The sequence below is a fragment of the Glutamicibacter arilaitensis Re117 genome, from assembly GCF_000197735.1.
Taxonomy (GTDB): Bacteria; Actinomycetota; Actinomycetes; order Actinomycetales; family Micrococcaceae; genus Glutamicibacter; species Glutamicibacter arilaitensis.
In genome coordinates this window covers 1,298,579-1,316,359 of the sequence record NC_014550.1, presented here as the reverse complement: position 1 = coordinate 1,316,359, position 17,781 = coordinate 1,298,579, and the positions used below count along the sequence as shown (strand labels likewise).

Sequence of the window (17,781 nt, the reverse complement as noted above, 5' to 3'; positions counted from 1 at the left end):
TAGCTCTAATGTTGTATGTGAGCTGAAAGCGCACTGGCATGATCCGGGAGGATCCGATGAGGACCTTGGAAAAGTTCCTCAGCCTGGCCGAGGCCGAGCCGAACAGCGAGCAGGTCAGCGTGTACGTGCTGCTGAAAGCCCAACTGGAGAACGGGCAATGCATCCTCGTGCTCGATGACCGGGGCTGGTCCACCAGCGAAAACTGGTCCCGGGCCGAGCCGGCTGCCATCCGCGAAACCACGCTGACCGTGGTCGGCCCGGGTGAACCGGCACCCGGGGCGAGCCGGGCCCAGGCATTTCGCGATTACTGGAAGTGCATCCGCTCGCTCCTCGCTGCCCAAGGAATCCACCTGTCGATCGAAAAACTGATGGCGCTGGAACACGAGGTCCGTTTCGGTCCGCGCCTGCAAAGGCTGCTCACCGGGCCCGGCCATTGACCGGCCGGCATCAGGACTGAAGACTGGAACCATCATGAACAAGGATTCACAGAGCTCAGTTGATTCCCTGGAGCATGCATTGCGGCTCGGCGGCCGGCTCGTCGAGAACATTGCAAGCCGGCAGTGGGATGCGCCCACGCCCTGCTCCGAGTGGACCGTGCGCGACCTGCTCGCACATGTGGTGGGATGAACCTGGTGTTCGCGGCCATGCTGGCCGGGAAGCACCCGCCACCTAGCGCGGCCGACGTACTGGGCGGGGACCCTGCCGGCGCCTATGCCCGATCCGCGCAATTGCTGCTCGAGGCCTTTGGCGTGCCGGGCGTGCTTGAACAAAGCTTCCAGAGCCCGATAGGCACAGCCACCGGCTTGGAGCGGTTGCAGATCCGCAACTATGACCTGCTCGCCCACCTGTGGGATCTGGCCCAAGCCACCGGCCAGCAGTTGGAGAATGATCCTGTGCTTCAAGCTTCGGCGCAGCAGGCTCTGGAATTCGCCGGCGGGCAGCTTGCAGGCGTGGATCGAGCAGGACGCTTCGCTCCCCCGCAGCCAATTAGCGGCACTGCCGCTGCGCTGGATCAGCTGGCGGCATTCCTAGGCCGGCCAGTGCCCTGGTCCCCAAACTGCTAATTCGCCGGCTTCACCGGATTTGCTCTTGACTCGCGCGCGCCGTGGTAGTCGAATGTGATCATGAACGCCGATTCCAGGCGGCGTGAGAGGCGAGGCAGATGTTCACGGGAATGCTCGGAAATGCCACGGTATCGGATTTGGCCCGCGCCGAGCACTGGTATGCGCAGCTGATTGGCAGGGGTCCGGATCGTCGGCCCATGCCCGGTTTGCTCGAGTGGCAGCTGGGCCCGGGCTTTGGCCTGCAGGTGTACTGCGAACCTGAACGAGCCGGGCACAGCACCGTGGTCTTGGAAGTTGCCGACCTCGACGCCCACGCGGCGCGGCTGGCTGAAGCAGGCATCGAGCATCCAGGCATCCAGCCCGGCGGGGACGGAGATATCCTGCAGCTTCAGGATCCTGACGGCAACTGGATCGTGCTCGCCTCTGCGAAAGCAGGGCCGGAGAGCTGAGCCTGCCATCGGGAAATCAGGCTTGCTCGGCCGCCCAGTCGAAAGAAAACGGCAACAACTGGCGGACGCCAACGCTGCGCGGTCAGGCCTGGGTTTGAACGATGACTCTCAGCTGCGGATAGCTATCGGCCATGATTTGCCGGCAGCGCCCGCACGGGCTTTTGATACCGCGACCTTGGTTTCCCACCGCAACAACCGCCTGCGGTTCCAGAGCCCCGTCGGCACGAGCCGCTCCTAGGGCCACCAGCTCGGCGCAAGGCCCGCCGGTGAAATGGTAGAAGTTCACGCCCGCGTGCATGGTGCCGTTGGCATCCAGGACTGCAGCTCCCGTGGTGTGCATCCCGTCGCCGCCTTCGGGCGCATCGGTGGACGCGTCGATAGTCTGCCGGGCCCGCTCAATGAGTTCTTTTTCAGCATCGGCAAGTTCGCGATAGTGCAGCTGGTTCGGTGCGGAGTTCATCGCTCCAGCCTAGCGGCCAATTCCCGCAACCAGTTATCCCATGCTCCTTCGGCCAGTCCGGCCAGCACGTCATATCCGGCCGCGCGCGGATGCGCTCCATCATCTGCGGCCACCTCGCTGCGCCACACCTCGTTGCCGGCTAATTGCTCATGGACGCTCAAATAGGGCACATCGGCCAACTCGCATCGATCCTGCATTTGCGCATCCAGCTCGCGCAGTTGCTCATTCAGGGCATCATCGGCGATCGGTGGCGGACCGATCATCAGCACCGGCCACCGGCGCACCCTGGCTTGGTCCAGGATGGCCGAGAGGTTCGCAATCCGTTCTCCGACTGCCACCCGGGGCTTCGATGACCAGCGGATCACGTCGTTGACTCCAAAGGAGAACACGATCCCCACCGCATGCTCTCCTGGTGGAAAACGTGCGGCGCATTCAGCTTCGAACCGCTGGCGAATCATGGTGCTGGTATCGCCGCGGACCCCGAGGTTGTAGCCGGTGAGCTCATAGCCGCGTTCGATTCCCCGGGCGATTAGCCGCCCTGCCCATCCACGGTGGCTGCCATCGCCAACTCCGGCAACAAAGGAATCCCCGACAAAACATACTCGTACCGCAACGCCCATGATGCCCTTTCGACCTGCCAGCAGTTTTTCCCGGCTGGGACTATCTTCCCAAAGGAGCCAAGACGCAAAAAATCCGTTACCCGAATGCTTCGGATAACGGATTTTCGCAAGACCGTAGTCGCTAGTGGCTAGTGGCCTTCGACGCTGTTTTCGTCGAAAGGAATCTGGCCGGCCAGCACGGCCTTGGCCTGGTCCATGTCGATTTCCTTGGTCCATTTGCCGATCAGCAAGGTGGCTACGGCGTTGCCGGTGAAGTTGGTCAGTGCACGGGCTTCGGACATGAACTTGTCGATGCCCACGATCACGCCCATGCCGCCCAGCAGCTCCGGACGGTGCGCCTGCAGGCCGGCTGCCAGTGTTGCAAGGCCGGCACCAGTCACGCCGGCGGCGCCCTTGGATGCGATGATCATGAAGACCAGCAGGCCGATCTGCTGGCCCAGGTTCATCGGCATGCCCATGGCGGTGGAAACGAACAGCGCGGACATGGTCAGGTAGATCGCGGTGCCATCGAGGTTGAAGGAGTAGCCGGTCGGAACGGTGATGCCCACAACAGGCTTGGACACGCCAGCGTGTTCCATCTTGGCGATCAGGCGTGGCAGTGCGGACTCGGAGGACGACGTCGAGAAGATCAGCAGGTATTCGCGAGCCAAGTACTTCATCAGGGCGAAGATGTTCAGCCCGGTCACCACGCGCAGCATGCTGCCCAGGATGATGACGATGAACAGGATGCAGGTCAGGTAGAACGCGCCCATCAGCACAGCCATCGAGCCGATCGCGGCCCAACCGGTTGCACCGACCACCGCGGCGATCGCACCGAAAGCGCCGATCGGAGCAGCCCACATGATCATCATCATGATGCGGAAGACGACCTTCTGGATGTTCTGGATGCCGATCAGTACCGGCTCACCGGCCTTGCCCATTCCCTGCAGCGCGAAGCCGACAAACATCGCCAGCACCAGGGTTGGCAGCACAGGGATGTCGCCCGGGATCAGGGACATCAGGAAGTCGACGGTCGCGTTCGAGTCGCCCGAGCCGCCTGCTTCGTAGGGCTTGAGCTCCAGACCTTCGCCCGGATGGATGATATTGCCGACCAGCAGCCCGATGCCCAGGGCCAAGGTGGACATGACCAGGAAGTACAGCATGGCCAGGCCGCCGACCTTGCCGACAGTCGCTGCCTTGGCGATCGAGCCGATACCCAGCACAATGGTGCAGAAGATGACCGGCGCGATGATCATCTTGATCAACGCGACGAAGGCGGCGCCCAGCGGCTTGAGCGACTTGCCGACTTCCGGAGCTACCAGGCCGATGCCTGCGCCCAGCACGACGGCGACGATGACCATGATGTATAGCCAGTGGGTCTTGTCTTTTTTCTTCGATGCACCCTGCGGCGCATTGCCGCTGGGAGTTAGTTCTTCGGTGACAGCCATGGAGAGTCCTACCCTTGTTAGCGTATTTTCCGGGCAGGCATCCTTGCCAATCCGGACTTACGTAGAATCGTTCTGTATCCATGGTGCGGTTCGAAGTGATCCGCATCTCTATTGCGTTCATATTGGTCACACCTGTTGAACTTCAAAGACCAATCTGTCCAAGGAGGACCGCAAGTTGACCGATCACTTCACGGACCAGACCCGGCCGCCTTCAGCGCGCGCTGCCGCCCTTGCACCGCTCAATAGCGACGGCTGGTCGCTGGCAGTGGCCACCTACAAGCACCAAGCCCAGGTCATCCTCGATGACAAGCAGGCGACGGTGGCGACAATTTCGATCACCTTGGCCAATGGTCCTTTCGTCTCCGAGGCCCTGGCCGGAACGCAGCCCACCGAAGAATTGCAGCCCTACACGGACAAGATCTTGGACCGCGGGCAGGGCATCGACTTCATCACCATCATGACTCCCGATGAGCGGCGCGTAACGCACCCGAACCCGCAGCAGCTGGGCAAGAAATACTCCGGATCCACCAAGCAGGCCTTGGCCGGCCAAACCTACAACGAAGTCGCCCTGGGCACCCTTGGGCTTTCGGTGCGGACCATTGCCCCGGTCTTCCATGAAGGCACGCTGGTGGGCATGGTCGCTACCGGCATTACCCTGGAGAGCCTGGAATCGATCTACCGCAGCGAACTGCCGCAGATCTTGACCGTCTCGGCACTTGCCTTGCTGCTGGCCGGCTTCAGCTCCTGGTCCTTCTCCCGCTACGTCAACCAAGCGACCCTGGGCTTCGGCCCGCACGGGCTGCGCCGGCTCTATGCCTTCTACTTTTCCGCCCTGCACTCGGTCCGCGAAGGACTGGTGCTTCTGGACCGGCAGCACCACATTGTGCTCTATAACCAGGAAGCCGCCAGATTGCTGGGGTTCCCGGAACAGGTGCCGCCCAATGGGCTGGATCTTGATCAGGTGCAGATCCCCGAGACCCTGCGCACCCTGATGGCTACCGGCCGCAGCTGCAAGGACGAAATCCATTTGGGCACCCACACCGTGCTGTCCATTTCCCAGGGACCAGCGCGGCTGACCAATGCGCGGCTGCCCCGCCGTGGCTCCCTGCCGATTCGCTGGTTCCGCGCCCAACCGCTCTCCGGCCAGGTCATGACCCTGCGCGACCTGACCGAGGTGCAGGAACTTACCGGTGAAGTGCAGTCGCTGAAGACCTTCTCCACCGCCCTGCGAGCGCAAACCCACGAGCATGCCAACCGCCTGCATACCATCGCCACCCTGATTGAAAACGGCCAAAGCGAGAAGGCCCTGGCCTTTGCAGTAGATGACCGCCAGCATTCGCAGAAGCTGACCGATGCGATCGTGCACAGCATCGATGACGTATACCTTTCCAGCCTGCTGGTGGCCAAGGCAGCCCAGGCCCACGAACGCGGCATCAAGCTGGACATCAACGCACAGGGAATCATCCCGAACAACGCCTACGCCGCCACCGACATCGTCACGGTCGTGGGCAACCTGCTGGATAACGCACTGGATGCCTCGGTGGGAACACAAGAGGCGACGGTCTGGGTGGAGGTTACCGCGGCCGATGACGAGCTGATCATTGCGGTCGCCGATTCCGGGCCCGGCATTGAACCGGAGTTCTTCGACCAGCTGATGCGCTTCGGGGTGAGCACCAAGGACGGCAGCGGACACCGCGGCCTGGGCTTGGCGCTGGTGCAGCAAGCGGTGCTTCGGCTTGGTGGCACAATGAATGTTGACAACGACGCCGGCGCAATCTTCACCGTCACCCTGCCCTTGAAAAACAACAACTGACCTCCGGAAGGTTCCATGCGCGAATCACATGTTTCCATCCCCCAGCCGGGCAGCGGCTCGCCCGTCTTCAAGGTCCTGGTAGTGGACGACGAGCCGGAAACTGCCGCCGCCCACGCCAAGTACGTGAACCGCGTGCCCGGCTTCTCCACCGGGGCCATTGCCGCCAATGGACAACAGGCGCTGGGTCTCTTGGCCTCGGCCCGAGAAGCCAAGCAGCCCTTCGATCTTGTCCTGCTGGATATGACCCTGCCCGACCTGCACGGGATCGACGTCGCCAAGCGCATGCGCGGGCGCGGACTGACCACCGATATCATCGCCATCACCGCGGTGCGCGATCTGGCTGTGGTGCGATCAGCCGTGGCCACCGGCATCACCCAGTACCTGATCAAGCCCTTCGCCTTCGCGGCGTTCACCGAGAAGCTGGAAAACCACCGCCGGTTCATTTCAGAGATCAGCTCCACCGGTCCGGATACCAGCCAGCGCGCCTTGGATAATGCGTTTTCGGCCTTGCGCACCACCAGCGCTTCAGCACCCCTTCCCAAGGGCCTGATCCCCGAAACGCTAGCGCAAATCACTGCTCATCTGCGCAGCAAGCCCGATCTATGCCTGTCGGCAACCGAGCTGGGCGAGGACCTTGGCATTTCGCGGGTCACCGCCCGGCGCTATCTGGAGCATCTGGCCGATGTGAAGTCAGTGCTCAAGCAGCCCCGCCACGGCACAAGAGGCCGCCCGGAATATGAATACCGGGCAGCCTCTTACCGCTAGGGTCTTGCTCTAGCTCGTACGCAGCCTATGCCTGCGGACGCAGCAGCGGCAGCAACTCATCGAGCACTGCGGTGTCCTCGATCGTCGATGGAACCGTGTAGTCCTTGCCGTCGGCGATCTGCCGCATGGTCTTGCGCAGGATCTTGCCCGAGCGGGTCTTGGGCAGCGCGGCCACGACAGTGACTTCGCGGAAGTCGGCCACCGCACCGATGTGCTGGCGTACCAGGGCAACGATTTCCTTCTTCAGCTCTGCCTCGTCGGTTTCGACTCCGGATTTGAGCACTACATAGCCGCTGGCCCGCTGTCCCTTGAGCGCATCAGCCAAGCCGATCACCGCGCATTCGGCCACAGCCGGGTGGCTGGCCAGCACCTGTTCCATCGCGCCGGTGGACAGGCGGTGTCCGGACACGTTGATCACGTCATCGGTGCGTCCCATGACAAAGAGGTAGCCGTCATCGTCCAGGAAGCCGGAGTCCCCCGTCAGATAGCAGCCTTCGATCTGGCTCAGGTAGGTGTCGATGAAGCGCTGGTCGTTGCCCCACAGGGTGGTCAGTGCTCCCGGCGGCAGCGGCAGCTTCACCACGATATTGCCTTCTTGGTTCGCCTCCAGCTGCTCGCCCAGTGCATCGCGGATCTGCACATCGAAGCCCGGTACCGGGGTGGTCGGCGATCCGGCCTTGGCAGGAAGCTCTTCCAGTCCCAGCGGGTTCGAAGCGATCGGCCAGCCGGTCTCGGTCTGCCACCAGTTATCAACTACCGGGATGCCCAGCAGCTTCGAGGCGAAGTGGTAGGTATCCGGATCCAGGCGCTCGCCGGCGACGAACAGCGCGCGCAGCGAAGACAGGTCATGGCTGGCGATCAGTGCGCCTTCGGGATCAGCCTTGCGCACTGCACGCAGAGCGGTTGGCGCGGTGAACATCGTGGTGACCTTGTGGTCCGCGATGATCCGGCCGAAGACTCCGGCGTCCGGGGTACCGATGGGCTTGCCCTCGTAGAGCACCGTGGTGGCTCCGGCGATCAGCGGCGCGTAGACAATGTAGGAGTGGCCCACTACCCAGCCCACGTCGGATGCGGTGAACATGGTGTCCCCCGGATGCACGTCGTAGACGGCATTCATCGAGTACTGCAGTGCGGTGGCATAGCCGCCGGTATCGCGCACTACGCCCTTAGGCGAACCAGTGGTACCCGAGGTGTAGAGCACGTAGAGCGGATGGGTGGAGTCCACCGGCACCGGTCCGGTTGGCGTAGCTGTCTTGGTCTGCTCTTCCCAGTCCAGCCAGTTAATCTGCTGGCCGTTGATTTCCTTGTCCTGGTACTCCTGGAGGGAATGGGCGAATCCATCGCGGTGGGCCACGATGACGTCCTTCACCGCAGGTTCGGCCAGACTCAGCGCTTCGGCTACAGCCGGCAAGTATTCGATGTGGCGGCTTGGTTCGATGCCGCCAGAGGCAGTTACGATCGCCACCGGGGCGCAGTCGGTGATGCGCGCAGCCAGTTCCTTAGGGGCAAAACCGCCGAAGACCACCGAGTGGATGGCACCAAGACGGGCGCAGGCGAGCATCGCGATGGCAGCTTGTGGGATCATCGGCAGGTAGATCAGAACGCGGTCGCCAGTCTTCACGCCTCGGCCGGCCAGCACTCCGGCGAAGATTTCTACTTCACGCAGCAGTTCGGAGTAGGTGTATTTCGTGACGGTGCCCAGCATCGCCGAATCGTAGATGAGGGCAGTGTTGCCTCCGCGGCCAGCATCCACATGCCGGTCCAGCGCGTTGACCGAAAGATTTAGTTTTCCATCCGGGAACCAGTCATACAGCGGCTTGCGCTGGTCATCGAGCGCAATCTGCGGTTCGGTATCCCAGCTGATGCCGCGGGCAGCTTGCAGCCAGAACGCGGCTGGGTCATTGGTGGCTTGGTCAAAAGCCTGACGGTATTCCTGCACCATGGTGTTCTCCTCCTGGTACCGAGCTTCATTACCCGGCACCTGCGTGGTGGTTGAGGTCGTCCTCTTGGGCTTAACTCTATGAGCATGATCACAACACTGCAACTAATTTGTATACAGATTTCGCAAAAATTCCAGAAAAAATTGGCCTGTGTCACACTTTTTGGCGATTTATGTATACACTGGAGCCATGAAAGCAAGCGACAAGGTTTATGAGAGCCTCCGCGCCGACATCGTCGAATGGCGCCTGGCTCCGGGTACCGTCCTTGCCGAAGTGGAACAGTCAGAACGCCTTGGAGTTTCCCGCACACCGGTGCGTGAAGCCTTGGGCAGATTGGTCGCCGACGGCTTGGCGGTACAGCAACGCGGACGCGGTGCCATCGTCTCCGAGGTCAGCGAAGACCACGTGGAGGACCTGTTCGTGCTTCGCCGTGCTTTGGAATGCGCCAGTGCACGCGAAGCGGCCAAGTCCGCACAGCGATCGGCCTTCAACCAGCTAGCTAGCCGATTTGAAGCCGCCGTCGCGGAGGTAGAAATTCCCGGCTCCCAGGAGTCCTACTACCAGCTGGTGCAGCTGCTGGACGAGTCGATCGACAAGGCAGCTGACAACAAGTACCTGTCCAACGCACTGCGCACCTTGCGGGTCAACCTGCAAAGAGTGCGGCGCATGGCCAAAGACAACCCCGAACGGCTCAAAGCATCGGCTTCCGAGCACGCGGCGATCGCCCGGGCGATCGCCAGCGGAAACCCAGAGGTCGCAGCCGCGGCCACCACAGTCCACCTGCACCAATCCTTCACACACATCATGGCCCACGCGGCCGGATCAGAAAGGCAGTCACCATGATCAACCACCCAGTACGCGTATACCGCTCCGAGGAAAACCTGGCTCGCGAAGACCAGCTGGCGCACAAGATCGCCACGGTTGCAGCCGATCCGGTAGAGATCACCGCAGAAGTGACCGACATGATCATCAACCGCATCATCGACAACGCATCGGTGGCCATCGCGTCGCTGAACCGCGGCCCGATCGTTGCCGCCCGCGCCCAGGCCCTGACCCACGCCCCATCCACCGGCGGCAAGGGTGCCAGCGTCTTCGGCATCTCCGAGAAGGTCTCCCCTGAATGGGCTGCATGGGCCAACGGCGTAGCCGTGCGCGAGCTGGACTACCACGACACCTTCCTGGCAGCCGAGTATTCCCACCCAGGCGATAACATCCCACCCATCCTGGCTGTTGCCCAGCACACCGGTGCTTCGGGCAAGGATCTGATCCGCGGCATCGCCACCGGCTACGAAATCCAGGTGGACCTGGTCAAGGCCATCTGCCTGCACAAGCACAAGATCGACCACGTAGCGCATCTGGGCCCCTCGGCCGCCGCCGGCATCGGCACCCTGCTGGGCCTGGATGTCGAAACCATTTTCCAGGCCGTTGGCCAGGGCCTGCACACCACCACCGCTACCCGCCAGTCGCGCAAGGGCGAGATCTCCACTTGGAAGGCCCACGCCCCGGCCTTCGCCGGCAAGATGGCCGTTGAAGCAGCCGACCGTGCAATGCGAGGCCAGACTTCCCCAGTGCCAATCTACGAAGGCGAAGACGGTGTCATCGCCTGGATGCTCGATGGCAAAGATGCCGCCTACGAGGTGCCGCTGCCAGAGGCCGGCGAAGCCAAGCGCGCCATCTTGGACACCTACACCAAGGAGCATTCGGCCGAGTACCAGGCACAGGCCTGGATCGACCTGGCCCGCAAGCTGCACGGCGAGCACCCAGAAGCCGCCGACCCGAAGAACGTGAAGTCGGTGCTGATCAAGACTTCGCACCACACCCACTACGTCATCGGCTCCGGTGCGAACGACCCGCAGAAGTACGATCCGACCGCATCGCGCGAAACCCTGGACCACTCGATCCCGTACATCTTCACCGTGGCCCTGCAGGATGGCGCATGGCACCACGTGGATTCCTACGCTCCAGAACGTGCCGGCCGTGCCGACACCGTTGAGCTGTGGAACAAGGTCACCACCGAAGAAGATGCGCAATGGACCCGCCGCTACCACTCGCTGGATATCGCGGAGAAGGCCTTCGGCGGCTCGGTTCAGATCACCTTGAACGACGGCACCGTGATCACCGATGAGATCGCCGTAGCCGACGCGCACCCACTGGGTGCCCGTCCGTTCGCCCGCGAGCAGTACATCAACAAGTTCCGCACCCTGGCTACCGGCCTGGTGGACGACGCGGAAATCGACCGCTTCATCGCGGCCGCAGAAAACCTTGAAAACCTGGCTGCAGGCGAACTGGATCAGCTGAACATCCAGGCCGCAGCGGGCGTCATCGACGCAGCGGCCGCACCGAAGGGCCTGTTCTAACATGTTGTACTCAACCAAAACCCCCGCCGCCAAGCGCCTGGCGCTGCGCAAAATGCTCACCCCGGGAGCTGCCCGCCAGTTCCCCGGAGCATTCAACCCGCTCTCGGCGAAGCTGATCGGTGAGAAGGAATTCGACGGCATCTACATTTCCGGCGCCGTGCTGGCCAACGATCTGGGCCTGCCCGATATCGGCCTGACCTCGCTGACCGAGGTCGCCACCCGTGCCGGGCAGATCGCCCGCATGTCGGACCTGCCAGCGATCGTGGATGCCGACACCGGTTTCGGCGAGCCAATGAACGTGGCCCGCACCATCCAGGAACTGGAATACGCTGGCTTGGCCGGCTGCCACATCGAGGACCAGTTCAACCCGAAGCGCTGCGGCCACCTGGACGGCAAGAACGTGGTGGATACCGAGACCATGCTCAAGCGCATCGCCGCGGCAGCAGATGCCCGCATCGATGAGAACTTCCTGATCATGGCCCGCACCGATATCCGTGCAGTCGAAGGACTGGACGCGGCAATCGATCGCGCCAAGGCCATGGTCGATGCCGGCGCGGACGCGATCTTCCCCGAAGCGATGAAGAACGTCGCCGAATTCGAAGCCGTATGCAACGCGGTGGACGTGCCGGTACTGGCGAATATGACCGAGTTCGGCAAGTCCGAGCTGTTCAACCGCCAGGAACTGGCTGATGCCGGCGTCGCGCTGATCATCTACCCAGTCACCCTGTTGCGCAGCGCCATGGGCGCGGCTGAACGAGTACTGGATGCCATCAGCGAAGATGGCACTCAGGCCCGCGAGGTGGATAACATGTTGACTAGGTCACGTTTGTATGAGCTCGTAGACTACGAGGCCTACAACCGCTTCGACACCGGAATCTTCAACTTCCAGGTCCCGACCCTGGACATTGATTCCAACAGTGCGAACCTCTAGGCTCGCAACCAATTAGTACCCTTTGCGCCGGCCGGTACCCGTCGGCCGGCGCACCCAAAGCATTATTATTCTCCGGCAATGAAGAGGAGCAAGAATGACTGCCACCGAGGAAATCAAGAAGGGCCTGGCAGGCGTCGTCGTTGACTACACCGCCGTCTCCAAGGTCAATCCAGAGACCAACTCGCTGCTCTACCGCGGCTACCCGGTCCAGGACCTGGCCGCAAACAAGTCTTTCGAAGAGGTCGCCCTGCTGCTCTGGAACGGTGAGCTGCCGACGCCAAGCGAACTGACCGAATTCAGCGCGTTTGAGCGCGCCAACCGTGCGCTGGATCCACGCGTGAAGGCAGCGATCGACCTGCTCCCTACCGATTGCCACCCAATGGACGTGGGCCGCACCGCGGTCTCGGTCATCGGCGCAAACCACCCGCAGGCGGAGAACTCCTCCCCCGAGGCAGAACTGCTCAAGGCCAAGGAACTGTTCGCAGCCTTCCCAGCCGTCGTCGCCTACGACCAGCGCCGCCGCCGCGGCCAGGAGCCAGTTGCCCCGCGCGAGGACTTGGATTACTCGGCCAACTTCCTGTGGATGACCTTTGGCGAAGAAGCAGCCCCAGAAGTAGTCGATGCCTTCCGCGTCTCGATGGTCCTGTACGCAGAGCACTCCTTCAACGCCTCGACCTTCACCGCACGCGTGATCACCTCGACCCTCTCGGATCTGCATTCGGCGGTCACCGGTGCCATCGGCGCATTGAAGGGCCCACTGCACGGCGGCGCCAACGAAGCGGTCATGCACACCTTCAACGAGATCGGCATCGATAAGGAAGAATCCCGCGAGGATGCTGCCAAGCGTGCCAAGTCGTGGATGGAAGACGCACTGGCTGCCAAGAAGAAGGTCATGGGCTTCGGCCACCGCGTCTACAAGCACGGCGATTCCCGCGTGCCGACCATGAAGGCCGCATTAGACCGCATGATCGAGCACTACGGCCGCCATGAAATGCTGGGCCTCTACGATGGCCTGGAAGCAGCCATGGACGAGGCCAAGGCCATCAAGCCGAACCTCGACTACCCAGCTGGCCCGACCTATCACCTGATGGGCTTCGACACCGAGATGTTCACCCCGATCTTCATCGCGGCACGCATCACTGGTTGGACCAGCCACATCTTCGAGCAGCGCGCGGCAAATGCACTGATCCGCCCGCTCTCGGCATACAACGGGGTCGAGCAACGCTCGCTCTAAGCGCGCCACAACAACGGGGCCAGGCCTTCAGGCCTGGCCCCGTTGTTGTTTCCCAGCCTTGCTTTTGGCATCAATAGGACCTATTGTTTTTCGATAGATGCAAATCGAAAATCGTGAGAGAAAGAAGCATGGTCATGGGAAAATCCAGCACGATCCTGCTACGCGTTGTTCTCGCTCTGGTCTTCATCGGCGCCCTTGCTATTCAGGGCCAAGCCGCTTGGTGGCTCTACTTGGCCTCTTCGGCTGACACAGCAGATGTCAGCTATGTGCACCGCAGTACCGTCCTGTACGTAGTACTTGCCCTGCTGGTCATTCAAGTTTGCTGTATCTGCGTATGGAAATTGGCCGCCCGTGTCCAGCACGGAACAGTTTTCTCCCCCGCGTCTTATAAATTCGTCAACATCATCATCGCGGCCATCAGTTTCGGCAGCATCATGACTTTCGCCCTCGGCGCCATCATGGCTCCAGGCCCGGAGGTAGCCCCCGGCGTGGTCCTCTTGGCGGGCGGACTTGGCGTCGTGCTGGCAGGCATCTCACTGATCGTATGGGTGCTTCGCCAGCTGTTGGCCCAGGCATCGCATACCGAAGCTCAAGCAGCTGACCTGCGCACCGAGCTCAACGGGGTCATCTAGTGGGAATCCGCGTGGATATTGATGTCATGCTGGCACGCCGCAAAATGGCCGTCGGCGAATTGGCCGAACGCATCGGCATCACCCCAGCCAACCTGGCTGTGCTCAAGAACGGACGAGCCAAGGCCGTACGCTTCAGCACCCTTGAAGCGCTGTGCCGGGAACTGGATTGCCAGCCCGGCGACCTGTTGATTTTCGAGCCAGATCAAGACTGATCTCGCCGCGTTGGCTACTGCCAATACTCGAAGCTGATCTGTTGCACGGACTGGTTGTCATCGGCCAGCACAATTTCCACCGTGAAATTCTCTCCGGCCGCCAGCTGAGGCAACCACAACGGGGAATCTTGCCACATTTGCGTGACTGGCAGCGCTGCGGGGTCGGCCCATAGCGGTTCGAGTTCCTCGGTAAGTTCCAGCTGGCCGGTCGCCTTCCGCGCGATAAAGGCAGTGCATTGCATATCAGCTGCTGGCTGGGCAGGAAAGCGGAAGTTAATCTGCGCGGCTAGTTCCAAATCCTCGGCGGCAACCCGCAAACCCGTTTCTTCGGCGAACTCCCGAATTGCTGCCTGCTTGGCGGTTTCTCCTGGCTCTATCTTGCCTCCGGGCAGCACGATATTGCCTTGGCCGAACCCGCGACGCTTGCGTCCCAGCAGGATCTGCACATCTCCTTCACGGTGCTGCACCAACGCCACCAGGGCGATCTGCTTGGCACCATGTAAGTTGCTAGCCATGGCTAATTCACCCTCGGGTGCGCCAATTGGTAGGCCTCACGCAGCGAATCTACGGTGACCTTGGTGTAAATCTGCGTGGTGGTGACCGAAGCGTGCCCCAGCAATTCCTGCACGACTCGCACATCGGCACCGCCTTCAAGCAAATGCGTGGCGAACGAATGGCGAAGCGTGTGTGGGGAAACTTCGGTGGTGATCCCTGCCCGTTCAGCGGCCTTGGAAAGCAGCAGCCACACCGATTGCCGGGACAGCCTGCCCCCGCGCTGATTGAGGAACAAGGCGGGTGTGCCTTTGCCCTTGGCCGCCAGTGAGGGGCGCGCACGCACCAGGTAATCGCTCACCGCACGTTGGGCATACCCGCCAACTGGAACCACGCGTTCCTTGGATCCCTTGCCGAAGAGCCGCACCACAGCGTCCTGGGCAAAGTGCAGGTCATCTACGTCCAGATCCACTACTTCGGATATGCGCGCACCGGTGGAGTACAAAAATTCCAGAATCGCCCGATCACGCAACCCGGCCGGGGTTTCAATGCTCACCGATTCAAGGATTGAGGTGACTTGGTCAATGGAAATCGCTTTGGGCAGCGATTGGCCAATAGCGGGAGGCTGGATCTCGCGGGCGGGATTGGGTACGCAGATTCCTTCCAGCTCCCAGTACTTGTGCAGCTGGCGGATCGCCACCGAATGCCGAGCCACCGAGCGGGCGCTCAGGGCCTTGTGCTTCTCATTCCCGCGCGAAAGATCCTGCAGGTAGCCGCTGATCGCCAGCTCGGTAATCTTCTGCGGCTGTTCAACACCGGCAGCCTGCATCGTATCAACATAGCGAAGCAGGTCCCTGCGGTAGGAGGCGAGGGTGTTCTCGGCCAGACCGCGCTCAATGGCCAGGTGCTGCAAGTAGCGTTTGAGCGGGGTTTCGAACTGGTCGCTCATCCTTCGCGCAGGTAGGGGTGCACGTCGAATGGCTCGTTTGCATCGCGCAGCCCAAGGTGTTGATTGGCCCGGGCAGCCTGAGCGGCCAGAATAGCGATCATCGCGGTAGGGTTATGGATCTTGCCAGCCAGCACTGCTGCGACGGCTTCTTCCAATGGCACCCAGGTGCTGATCATTTCGGCTTCTTCATCGGTGCGTTCATGGCGCTGGTCATCGGCAACCAGTTTTGCATCCCGCGCCAGGTACACGCGCACGGCCTCGGCCGAGGACCCCGGGCTCAAGAAGACATCGGTGAGGATCGCCCAGTGATCGGCGGTTCGATCCGCTTCCTCCCACAATTCGCGCTTTGCAGCTTCCAGCGGCGGTTCGCCTGCCACGTCCAGCAGGCCGGCAGGAATTTCCCACAGGCGCATGCCTACCGGATGGCGGTACTGGTTGATCATCAAGACGCGCTCTTGGTCGTCCAGGACCAGTACGCTGACCGCACCAGGGTGGCTGATGTAGTCGCGGTCGATGGTCGCGCCGTCGTCGGAAAGCTTCACGCTGTCATGCAATACATCCCAGATCCGCCCCTTGTACACGGTTTCGCGGTTCAGCAGTTCACGCGGTGAGAATTCATCGGCTATTGGATGCAGCGGCACGAAGATTGTCCTTTGGTAGAAAATGCTGGTCGTCAATCTCCAGCTTAAACAGCTGCGCGCCGGTCAGTAATGACCGGCGCGCATTGCCTTCAGAGTTTTACCTCTAAGAAGCTCTTACTTGCGCAACTTCAGCGCTGCCTCGACCAGACCGGCGAACAGCGGGTGCGGGCGAGTTGGGCGGCTGGAGAGCTCTGGGTGAGCCTGCGTGGAGACGTAGTACGGGTGTACGTCCTTTGGCAGTTCAACGAACTCAACCAGGTTGCCATCTGGCGAAGTGCCCGAGAAAACCAGGCCGGCCTCTTCAAGCTGTGCACGGTACGAGTTGTTGACCTCGTAGCGGTGGCGGTGGCGCTCTGCGACATCGGTCTTGCCGTAGGTTTCTGCAAGGACCGAGCCTTCAAGCAGCTTTGCGTCGTACAGCCCCAGACGCATGGTGCCGCCAAGGTCGCCCTTGCCGTCCACGATTGCCAGCTGCTCTTCCATGGTCGCGATGACCGGGGTCGAGGTTTCTGGATCGAATTCGGTCGACGATGCATCGGTGAGGCCAGCCATGTTGCGGGCGTATTCGATGACCATCGACTGCAGTCCCAGGCACAGGCCCAGAGTTGGCAGCTGGTTTTCACGAGCGAAGCGCAGTGCGCCGAGCTTGCCTTCCAGGCCGCGAATGCCGAATCCACCTGGCACGCAGATAGCTTCTGCGCCTTCAAGTGCCTTGGCGGCTCCTGCTTCGGTAGCGCAGTCGTCGGCTGGCACCCAGCGGATGTTCACCTTGGCGTTGTTGGCGAAGCCGCCAGCGCGCAGGGCTTCGGTCACCGACAGATACGCATCTGGCAGATCGATGTACTTGCCGACCAGGGCCACGGTCAGTTCGGTTGCTGGGTTGTGTACTACATCCAGCAGTCGATCCCACGAGGTCCAGTCAACATCACGGAACTTCATCTCCAGGGTCTGGACGATATATGCGTCCAAGCCCTGCGAGTGGATGACCTTCGGGATGTCGTAAATGCTTGGTGCATCGGCACAGTTGATCACTGCTTCGGTGTCCACGTCGCAGGTGCGGCCGAGCTTGGCGCGCATTTCTGCTGGAATTGGACGGTCTGAGCGGATAACCAGCGAGTCTGGCTGGATACCGATCGAACGCAAAGCAGCAACAGAGTGCTGGGTAGGCTTGGTCTTCAGTTCATGGCTTGGGCCGATGAATGGAACCAAGGAGACGTGCACGAAGAAAGCGTTCTTGCGGCCGATGTCCTGGCGGACCTGGCGTGCTGCTTCGAGGAATGGCTGGGATTCGATATCGCCGACGGTGCCACCGATTTCCGTGATGATCACGTCAGGAGCGGACTTGCCCGCGCCTGGTTCGATTGCAGCCAAGCGCATACGACGCTTGATCTCATCGGTAATGTGAGGAATGACCTGAACGGTATCGCCGAGGTATTCCCCACGACGTTCGCGTTCCAGAACGGTCGAGTAGACCTGTCCGGTGGTCACGTTGGCGGTACCTGGGAGGTTCTCATCCAGGAAACGCTCATAGTGTCCGATATCCAGATCGGTTTCTGCGCCATCGTCAGTAACGAAGACTTCACCGTGCTGGAAGGGGTTCATAGTACCTGGATCGACATTCAGGTACGGGTCGAGCTTCTGCATGGTCACTGAGAGACCACGAGCTCGAAGTAGATGTCCAAGGCTGGATGCCGTCAATCCCTTACCCAGGGAAGAGGCCACACCGCCGGTGACGAAGATATGCTTTGTCGTTTCAGACGACCGAGAATCACGAGTTGAATTACGCTGCACCACG

The 17,781-nt window shown here is 61.5% G+C and carries 20 protein-coding genes; 12 read left to right on the top strand and 8 right to left on the bottom strand.

All coding sequences use genetic code 11. The features are described 5' to 3' along the window. The first annotated feature begins 38 nt into the window (after positions 1–38). From AARI_RS06510 to AARI_RS06500, 4 genes are all read left to right on the top strand, one after another. Positions 39–437: a hypothetical protein gene (locus AARI_RS06510; protein ID WP_013348535.1), complete on the top strand. Its 399-nt coding sequence runs from the start codon at positions 39–41 to the stop codon at positions 435–437. A 34-nt stretch (positions 438–471) separates the two neighbouring features. Then, a complete protein-coding gene (locus tag AARI_RS19205; RefSeq protein ID WP_081461110.1) occupies positions 472–627 on the top strand; it encodes a maleylpyruvate isomerase N-terminal domain-containing protein in 156 nt (51 codons plus the stop codon). Then, positions 624–1,064 (top strand): DinB family protein, encoded by a 441-nt coding sequence (locus AARI_RS06505; RefSeq protein WP_049862585.1) that lies wholly within the window; start codon positions 624–626, stop codon positions 1,062–1,064. Before AARI_RS19205 ends, AARI_RS06505 begins: the two co-directional genes overlap by 4 nt. A gap of 98 nt (positions 1,065–1,162) precedes the next feature. Next, positions 1,163–1,513 (top strand): VOC family protein, encoded by a 351-nt coding sequence (locus AARI_RS06500; protein ID WP_013348534.1) that lies wholly within the window; start codon positions 1,163–1,165, stop codon positions 1,511–1,513. Between the two features lie 82 nt (positions 1,514–1,595). Here the strand turns inward: AARI_RS06500 and AARI_RS19625 are convergent, their stop codons facing one another. From AARI_RS19625 to AARI_RS06485, 3 genes are all read right to left on the bottom strand, one after another. Then, positions 1,596–1,973, bottom strand: coding sequence for a cytidine deaminase family protein (locus AARI_RS19625; RefSeq protein WP_102597979.1), 378 nt, complete (start codon positions 1,971–1,973; stop codon positions 1,596–1,598). Further along, a complete protein-coding gene (locus AARI_RS06490; RefSeq protein WP_013348533.1) occupies positions 1,970–2,593 on the bottom strand; it encodes a DUF459 domain-containing protein in 624 nt (207 codons plus the stop codon). Before AARI_RS06490 ends, AARI_RS19625 begins: the two co-directional genes overlap by 4 nt. Before the next feature lie 128 nt (positions 2,594–2,721). After that, positions 2,722–4,020 (bottom strand): C4-dicarboxylate transporter DctA, encoded by a 1,299-nt coding sequence (locus AARI_RS06485; protein ID WP_013348532.1) that lies wholly within the window; start codon positions 4,018–4,020, stop codon positions 2,722–2,724. Between the two features lie 175 nt (positions 4,021–4,195). Between AARI_RS06485 and AARI_RS06480 the strand changes: the two genes are divergently transcribed. Both AARI_RS06480 and AARI_RS06475 read left to right on the top strand, forming a co-directional pair. Further along, complete coding sequence (locus AARI_RS06480; RefSeq protein WP_013348531.1) at positions 4,196–5,833, top strand: sensor histidine kinase; 1,638 nt, start codon at positions 4,196–4,198, stop codon at positions 5,831–5,833. A 15-nt stretch (positions 5,834–5,848) separates the two neighbouring features. Continuing rightward, positions 5,849–6,598: a response regulator gene (locus AARI_RS06475; protein WP_013348530.1), complete on the top strand. Its 750-nt coding sequence runs from the start codon at positions 5,849–5,851 to the stop codon at positions 6,596–6,598. Positions 6,599–6,623: 25 nt separating this feature from the next. On the opposite strand, the gene AARI_RS06470 is transcribed toward AARI_RS06475, so the two are convergent. Continuing rightward, on the bottom strand, positions 6,624–8,579 hold the full coding sequence (locus AARI_RS06470) for an acetate--CoA ligase (protein ID WP_157867107.1): 1,956 nt from the start codon (positions 8,577–8,579) through the stop codon (positions 6,624–6,626). Positions 8,580–8,727: 148 nt separating this feature from the next. On the opposite strand from AARI_RS06470, the gene AARI_RS06465 reads away from it, so the two are divergent. The 6 genes from AARI_RS06465 (at position 8,728) to AARI_RS06440 (ending at position 13,904) form a co-directional block, all read left to right on the top strand. Next, positions 8,728–9,381: a GntR family transcriptional regulator gene (locus tag AARI_RS06465; RefSeq protein ID WP_013348528.1), complete on the top strand. Its 654-nt coding sequence runs from the start codon at positions 8,728–8,730 to the stop codon at positions 9,379–9,381. Beyond that, complete coding sequence (locus tag AARI_RS06460) at positions 9,378–10,895, top strand: MmgE/PrpD family protein (protein WP_013348527.1); 1,518 nt, start codon at positions 9,378–9,380, stop codon at positions 10,893–10,895. The genes AARI_RS06465 and AARI_RS06460 overlap by 4 nt, the downstream gene beginning before the upstream one ends. Before the next feature lies 1 nt (position 10,896). After that, the gene (gene prpB / locus AARI_RS06455) at positions 10,897–11,826 is read left to right on the top strand and encodes a methylisocitrate lyase (protein WP_013348526.1); all 930 of its coding nucleotides are present in this window, start codon (positions 10,897–10,899) and stop codon (positions 11,824–11,826) included. Positions 11,827–11,920: 94 nt separating this feature from the next. Further along, entirely contained in the window at positions 11,921–13,060 is a 1,140-nt protein-coding gene (locus tag AARI_RS06450; protein ID WP_013348525.1) for a bifunctional 2-methylcitrate synthase/citrate synthase, read from the top strand. A 134-nt stretch (positions 13,061–13,194) separates the two neighbouring features. Further along, positions 13,195–13,692, top strand: coding sequence for a DUF2975 domain-containing protein (locus tag AARI_RS06445; protein WP_041649518.1), 498 nt, complete (start codon positions 13,195–13,197; stop codon positions 13,690–13,692). Further along, positions 13,692–13,904 (top strand): helix-turn-helix domain-containing protein, encoded by a 213-nt coding sequence (locus AARI_RS06440; protein WP_013348523.1) that lies wholly within the window; start codon positions 13,692–13,694, stop codon positions 13,902–13,904. Before AARI_RS06445 ends, AARI_RS06440 begins: the two co-directional genes overlap by 1 nt. 14 nt (positions 13,905–13,918) lie before the next feature. Here AARI_RS06440 and AARI_RS06435 read toward each other — a convergent pair whose 3' ends face one another. From AARI_RS06435 to AARI_RS06420, 4 genes are all read right to left on the bottom strand, one after another. Then, entirely contained in the window at positions 13,919–14,419 is a 501-nt protein-coding gene (locus AARI_RS06435) for an 8-oxo-dGTP diphosphatase (protein WP_013348522.1), read from the bottom strand. A gap of 2 nt (positions 14,420–14,421) precedes the next feature. Next, entirely contained in the window at positions 14,422–15,345 is a 924-nt protein-coding gene (xerD, locus tag AARI_RS06430; protein ID WP_013348521.1) for a site-specific tyrosine recombinase XerD, read from the bottom strand. Beyond that, positions 15,342–15,986 carry an NUDIX domain-containing protein gene (locus tag AARI_RS06425; RefSeq protein WP_013348520.1) on the bottom strand — a complete coding sequence of 215 codons (645 nt, stop codon included), beginning with the start codon at positions 15,984–15,986 and terminating at the stop codon, positions 15,342–15,344. Before AARI_RS06425 ends, xerD begins: the two co-directional genes overlap by 4 nt. A gap of 114 nt (positions 15,987–16,100) precedes the next feature. After that, entirely contained in the window at positions 16,101–17,780 is a 1,680-nt protein-coding gene (locus AARI_RS06420) for a CTP synthase (RefSeq protein WP_013348519.1), read from the bottom strand. Position 17,781 lies beyond the last annotated feature (1 nt).

Bases quoted from the DNA above. Each gene is read 5' to 3' on its own strand.
- AARI_RS06510 (WP_013348535.1), top strand. From the start codon at position 39: ATGATCCGGGAGGATCCGATGAGGACCTTGGAAAAGTTCCTCAGCCTG.
- AARI_RS19205 (WP_081461110.1), top strand. From the start codon at position 472: ATGAACAAGGATTCACAGAGCTCAGTTGATTCCCTGGAGCATGCATTG.
- AARI_RS06505 (WP_049862585.1), top strand. From the start codon at position 624: ATGAACCTGGTGTTCGCGGCCATGCTGGCCGGGAAGCACCCGCCACCT.
- AARI_RS06500 (WP_013348534.1), top strand. From the start codon at position 1,163: ATGTTCACGGGAATGCTCGGAAATGCCACGGTATCGGATTTGGCCCGC.
- AARI_RS19625 (WP_102597979.1), bottom strand. From the start codon at position 1,973: ATGAACTCCGCACCGAACCAGCTGCACTATCGCGAACTTGCCGATGCT.
- AARI_RS06490 (WP_013348533.1), bottom strand. From the start codon at position 2,593: ATGGGCGTTGCGGTACGAGTATGTTTTGTCGGGGATTCCTTTGTTGCC.
- AARI_RS06485 (WP_013348532.1), bottom strand. From the start codon at position 4,020: ATGGCTGTCACCGAAGAACTAACTCCCAGCGGCAATGCGCCGCAGGGT.
- AARI_RS06475 (WP_013348530.1), top strand. From the start codon at position 5,849: ATGCGCGAATCACATGTTTCCATCCCCCAGCCGGGCAGCGGCTCGCCC.
- AARI_RS06465 (WP_013348528.1), top strand. From the start codon at position 8,728: ATGAAAGCAAGCGACAAGGTTTATGAGAGCCTCCGCGCCGACATCGTC.
- AARI_RS06460 (WP_013348527.1), top strand. From the start codon at position 9,378: ATGATCAACCACCCAGTACGCGTATACCGCTCCGAGGAAAACCTGGCT.
- prpB (WP_013348526.1), top strand. From the start codon at position 10,897: ATGTTGTACTCAACCAAAACCCCCGCCGCCAAGCGCCTGGCGCTGCGC.
- AARI_RS06450 (WP_013348525.1), top strand. From the start codon at position 11,921: ATGACTGCCACCGAGGAAATCAAGAAGGGCCTGGCAGGCGTCGTCGTT.
- AARI_RS06445 (WP_041649518.1), top strand. From the start codon at position 13,195: ATGGGAAAATCCAGCACGATCCTGCTACGCGTTGTTCTCGCTCTGGTC.
- AARI_RS06435 (WP_013348522.1), bottom strand. From the start codon at position 14,419: ATGGCTAGCAACTTACATGGTGCCAAGCAGATCGCCCTGGTGGCGTTG.
- xerD (WP_013348521.1), bottom strand. From the start codon at position 15,345: ATGAGCGACCAGTTCGAAACCCCGCTCAAACGCTACTTGCAGCACCTG.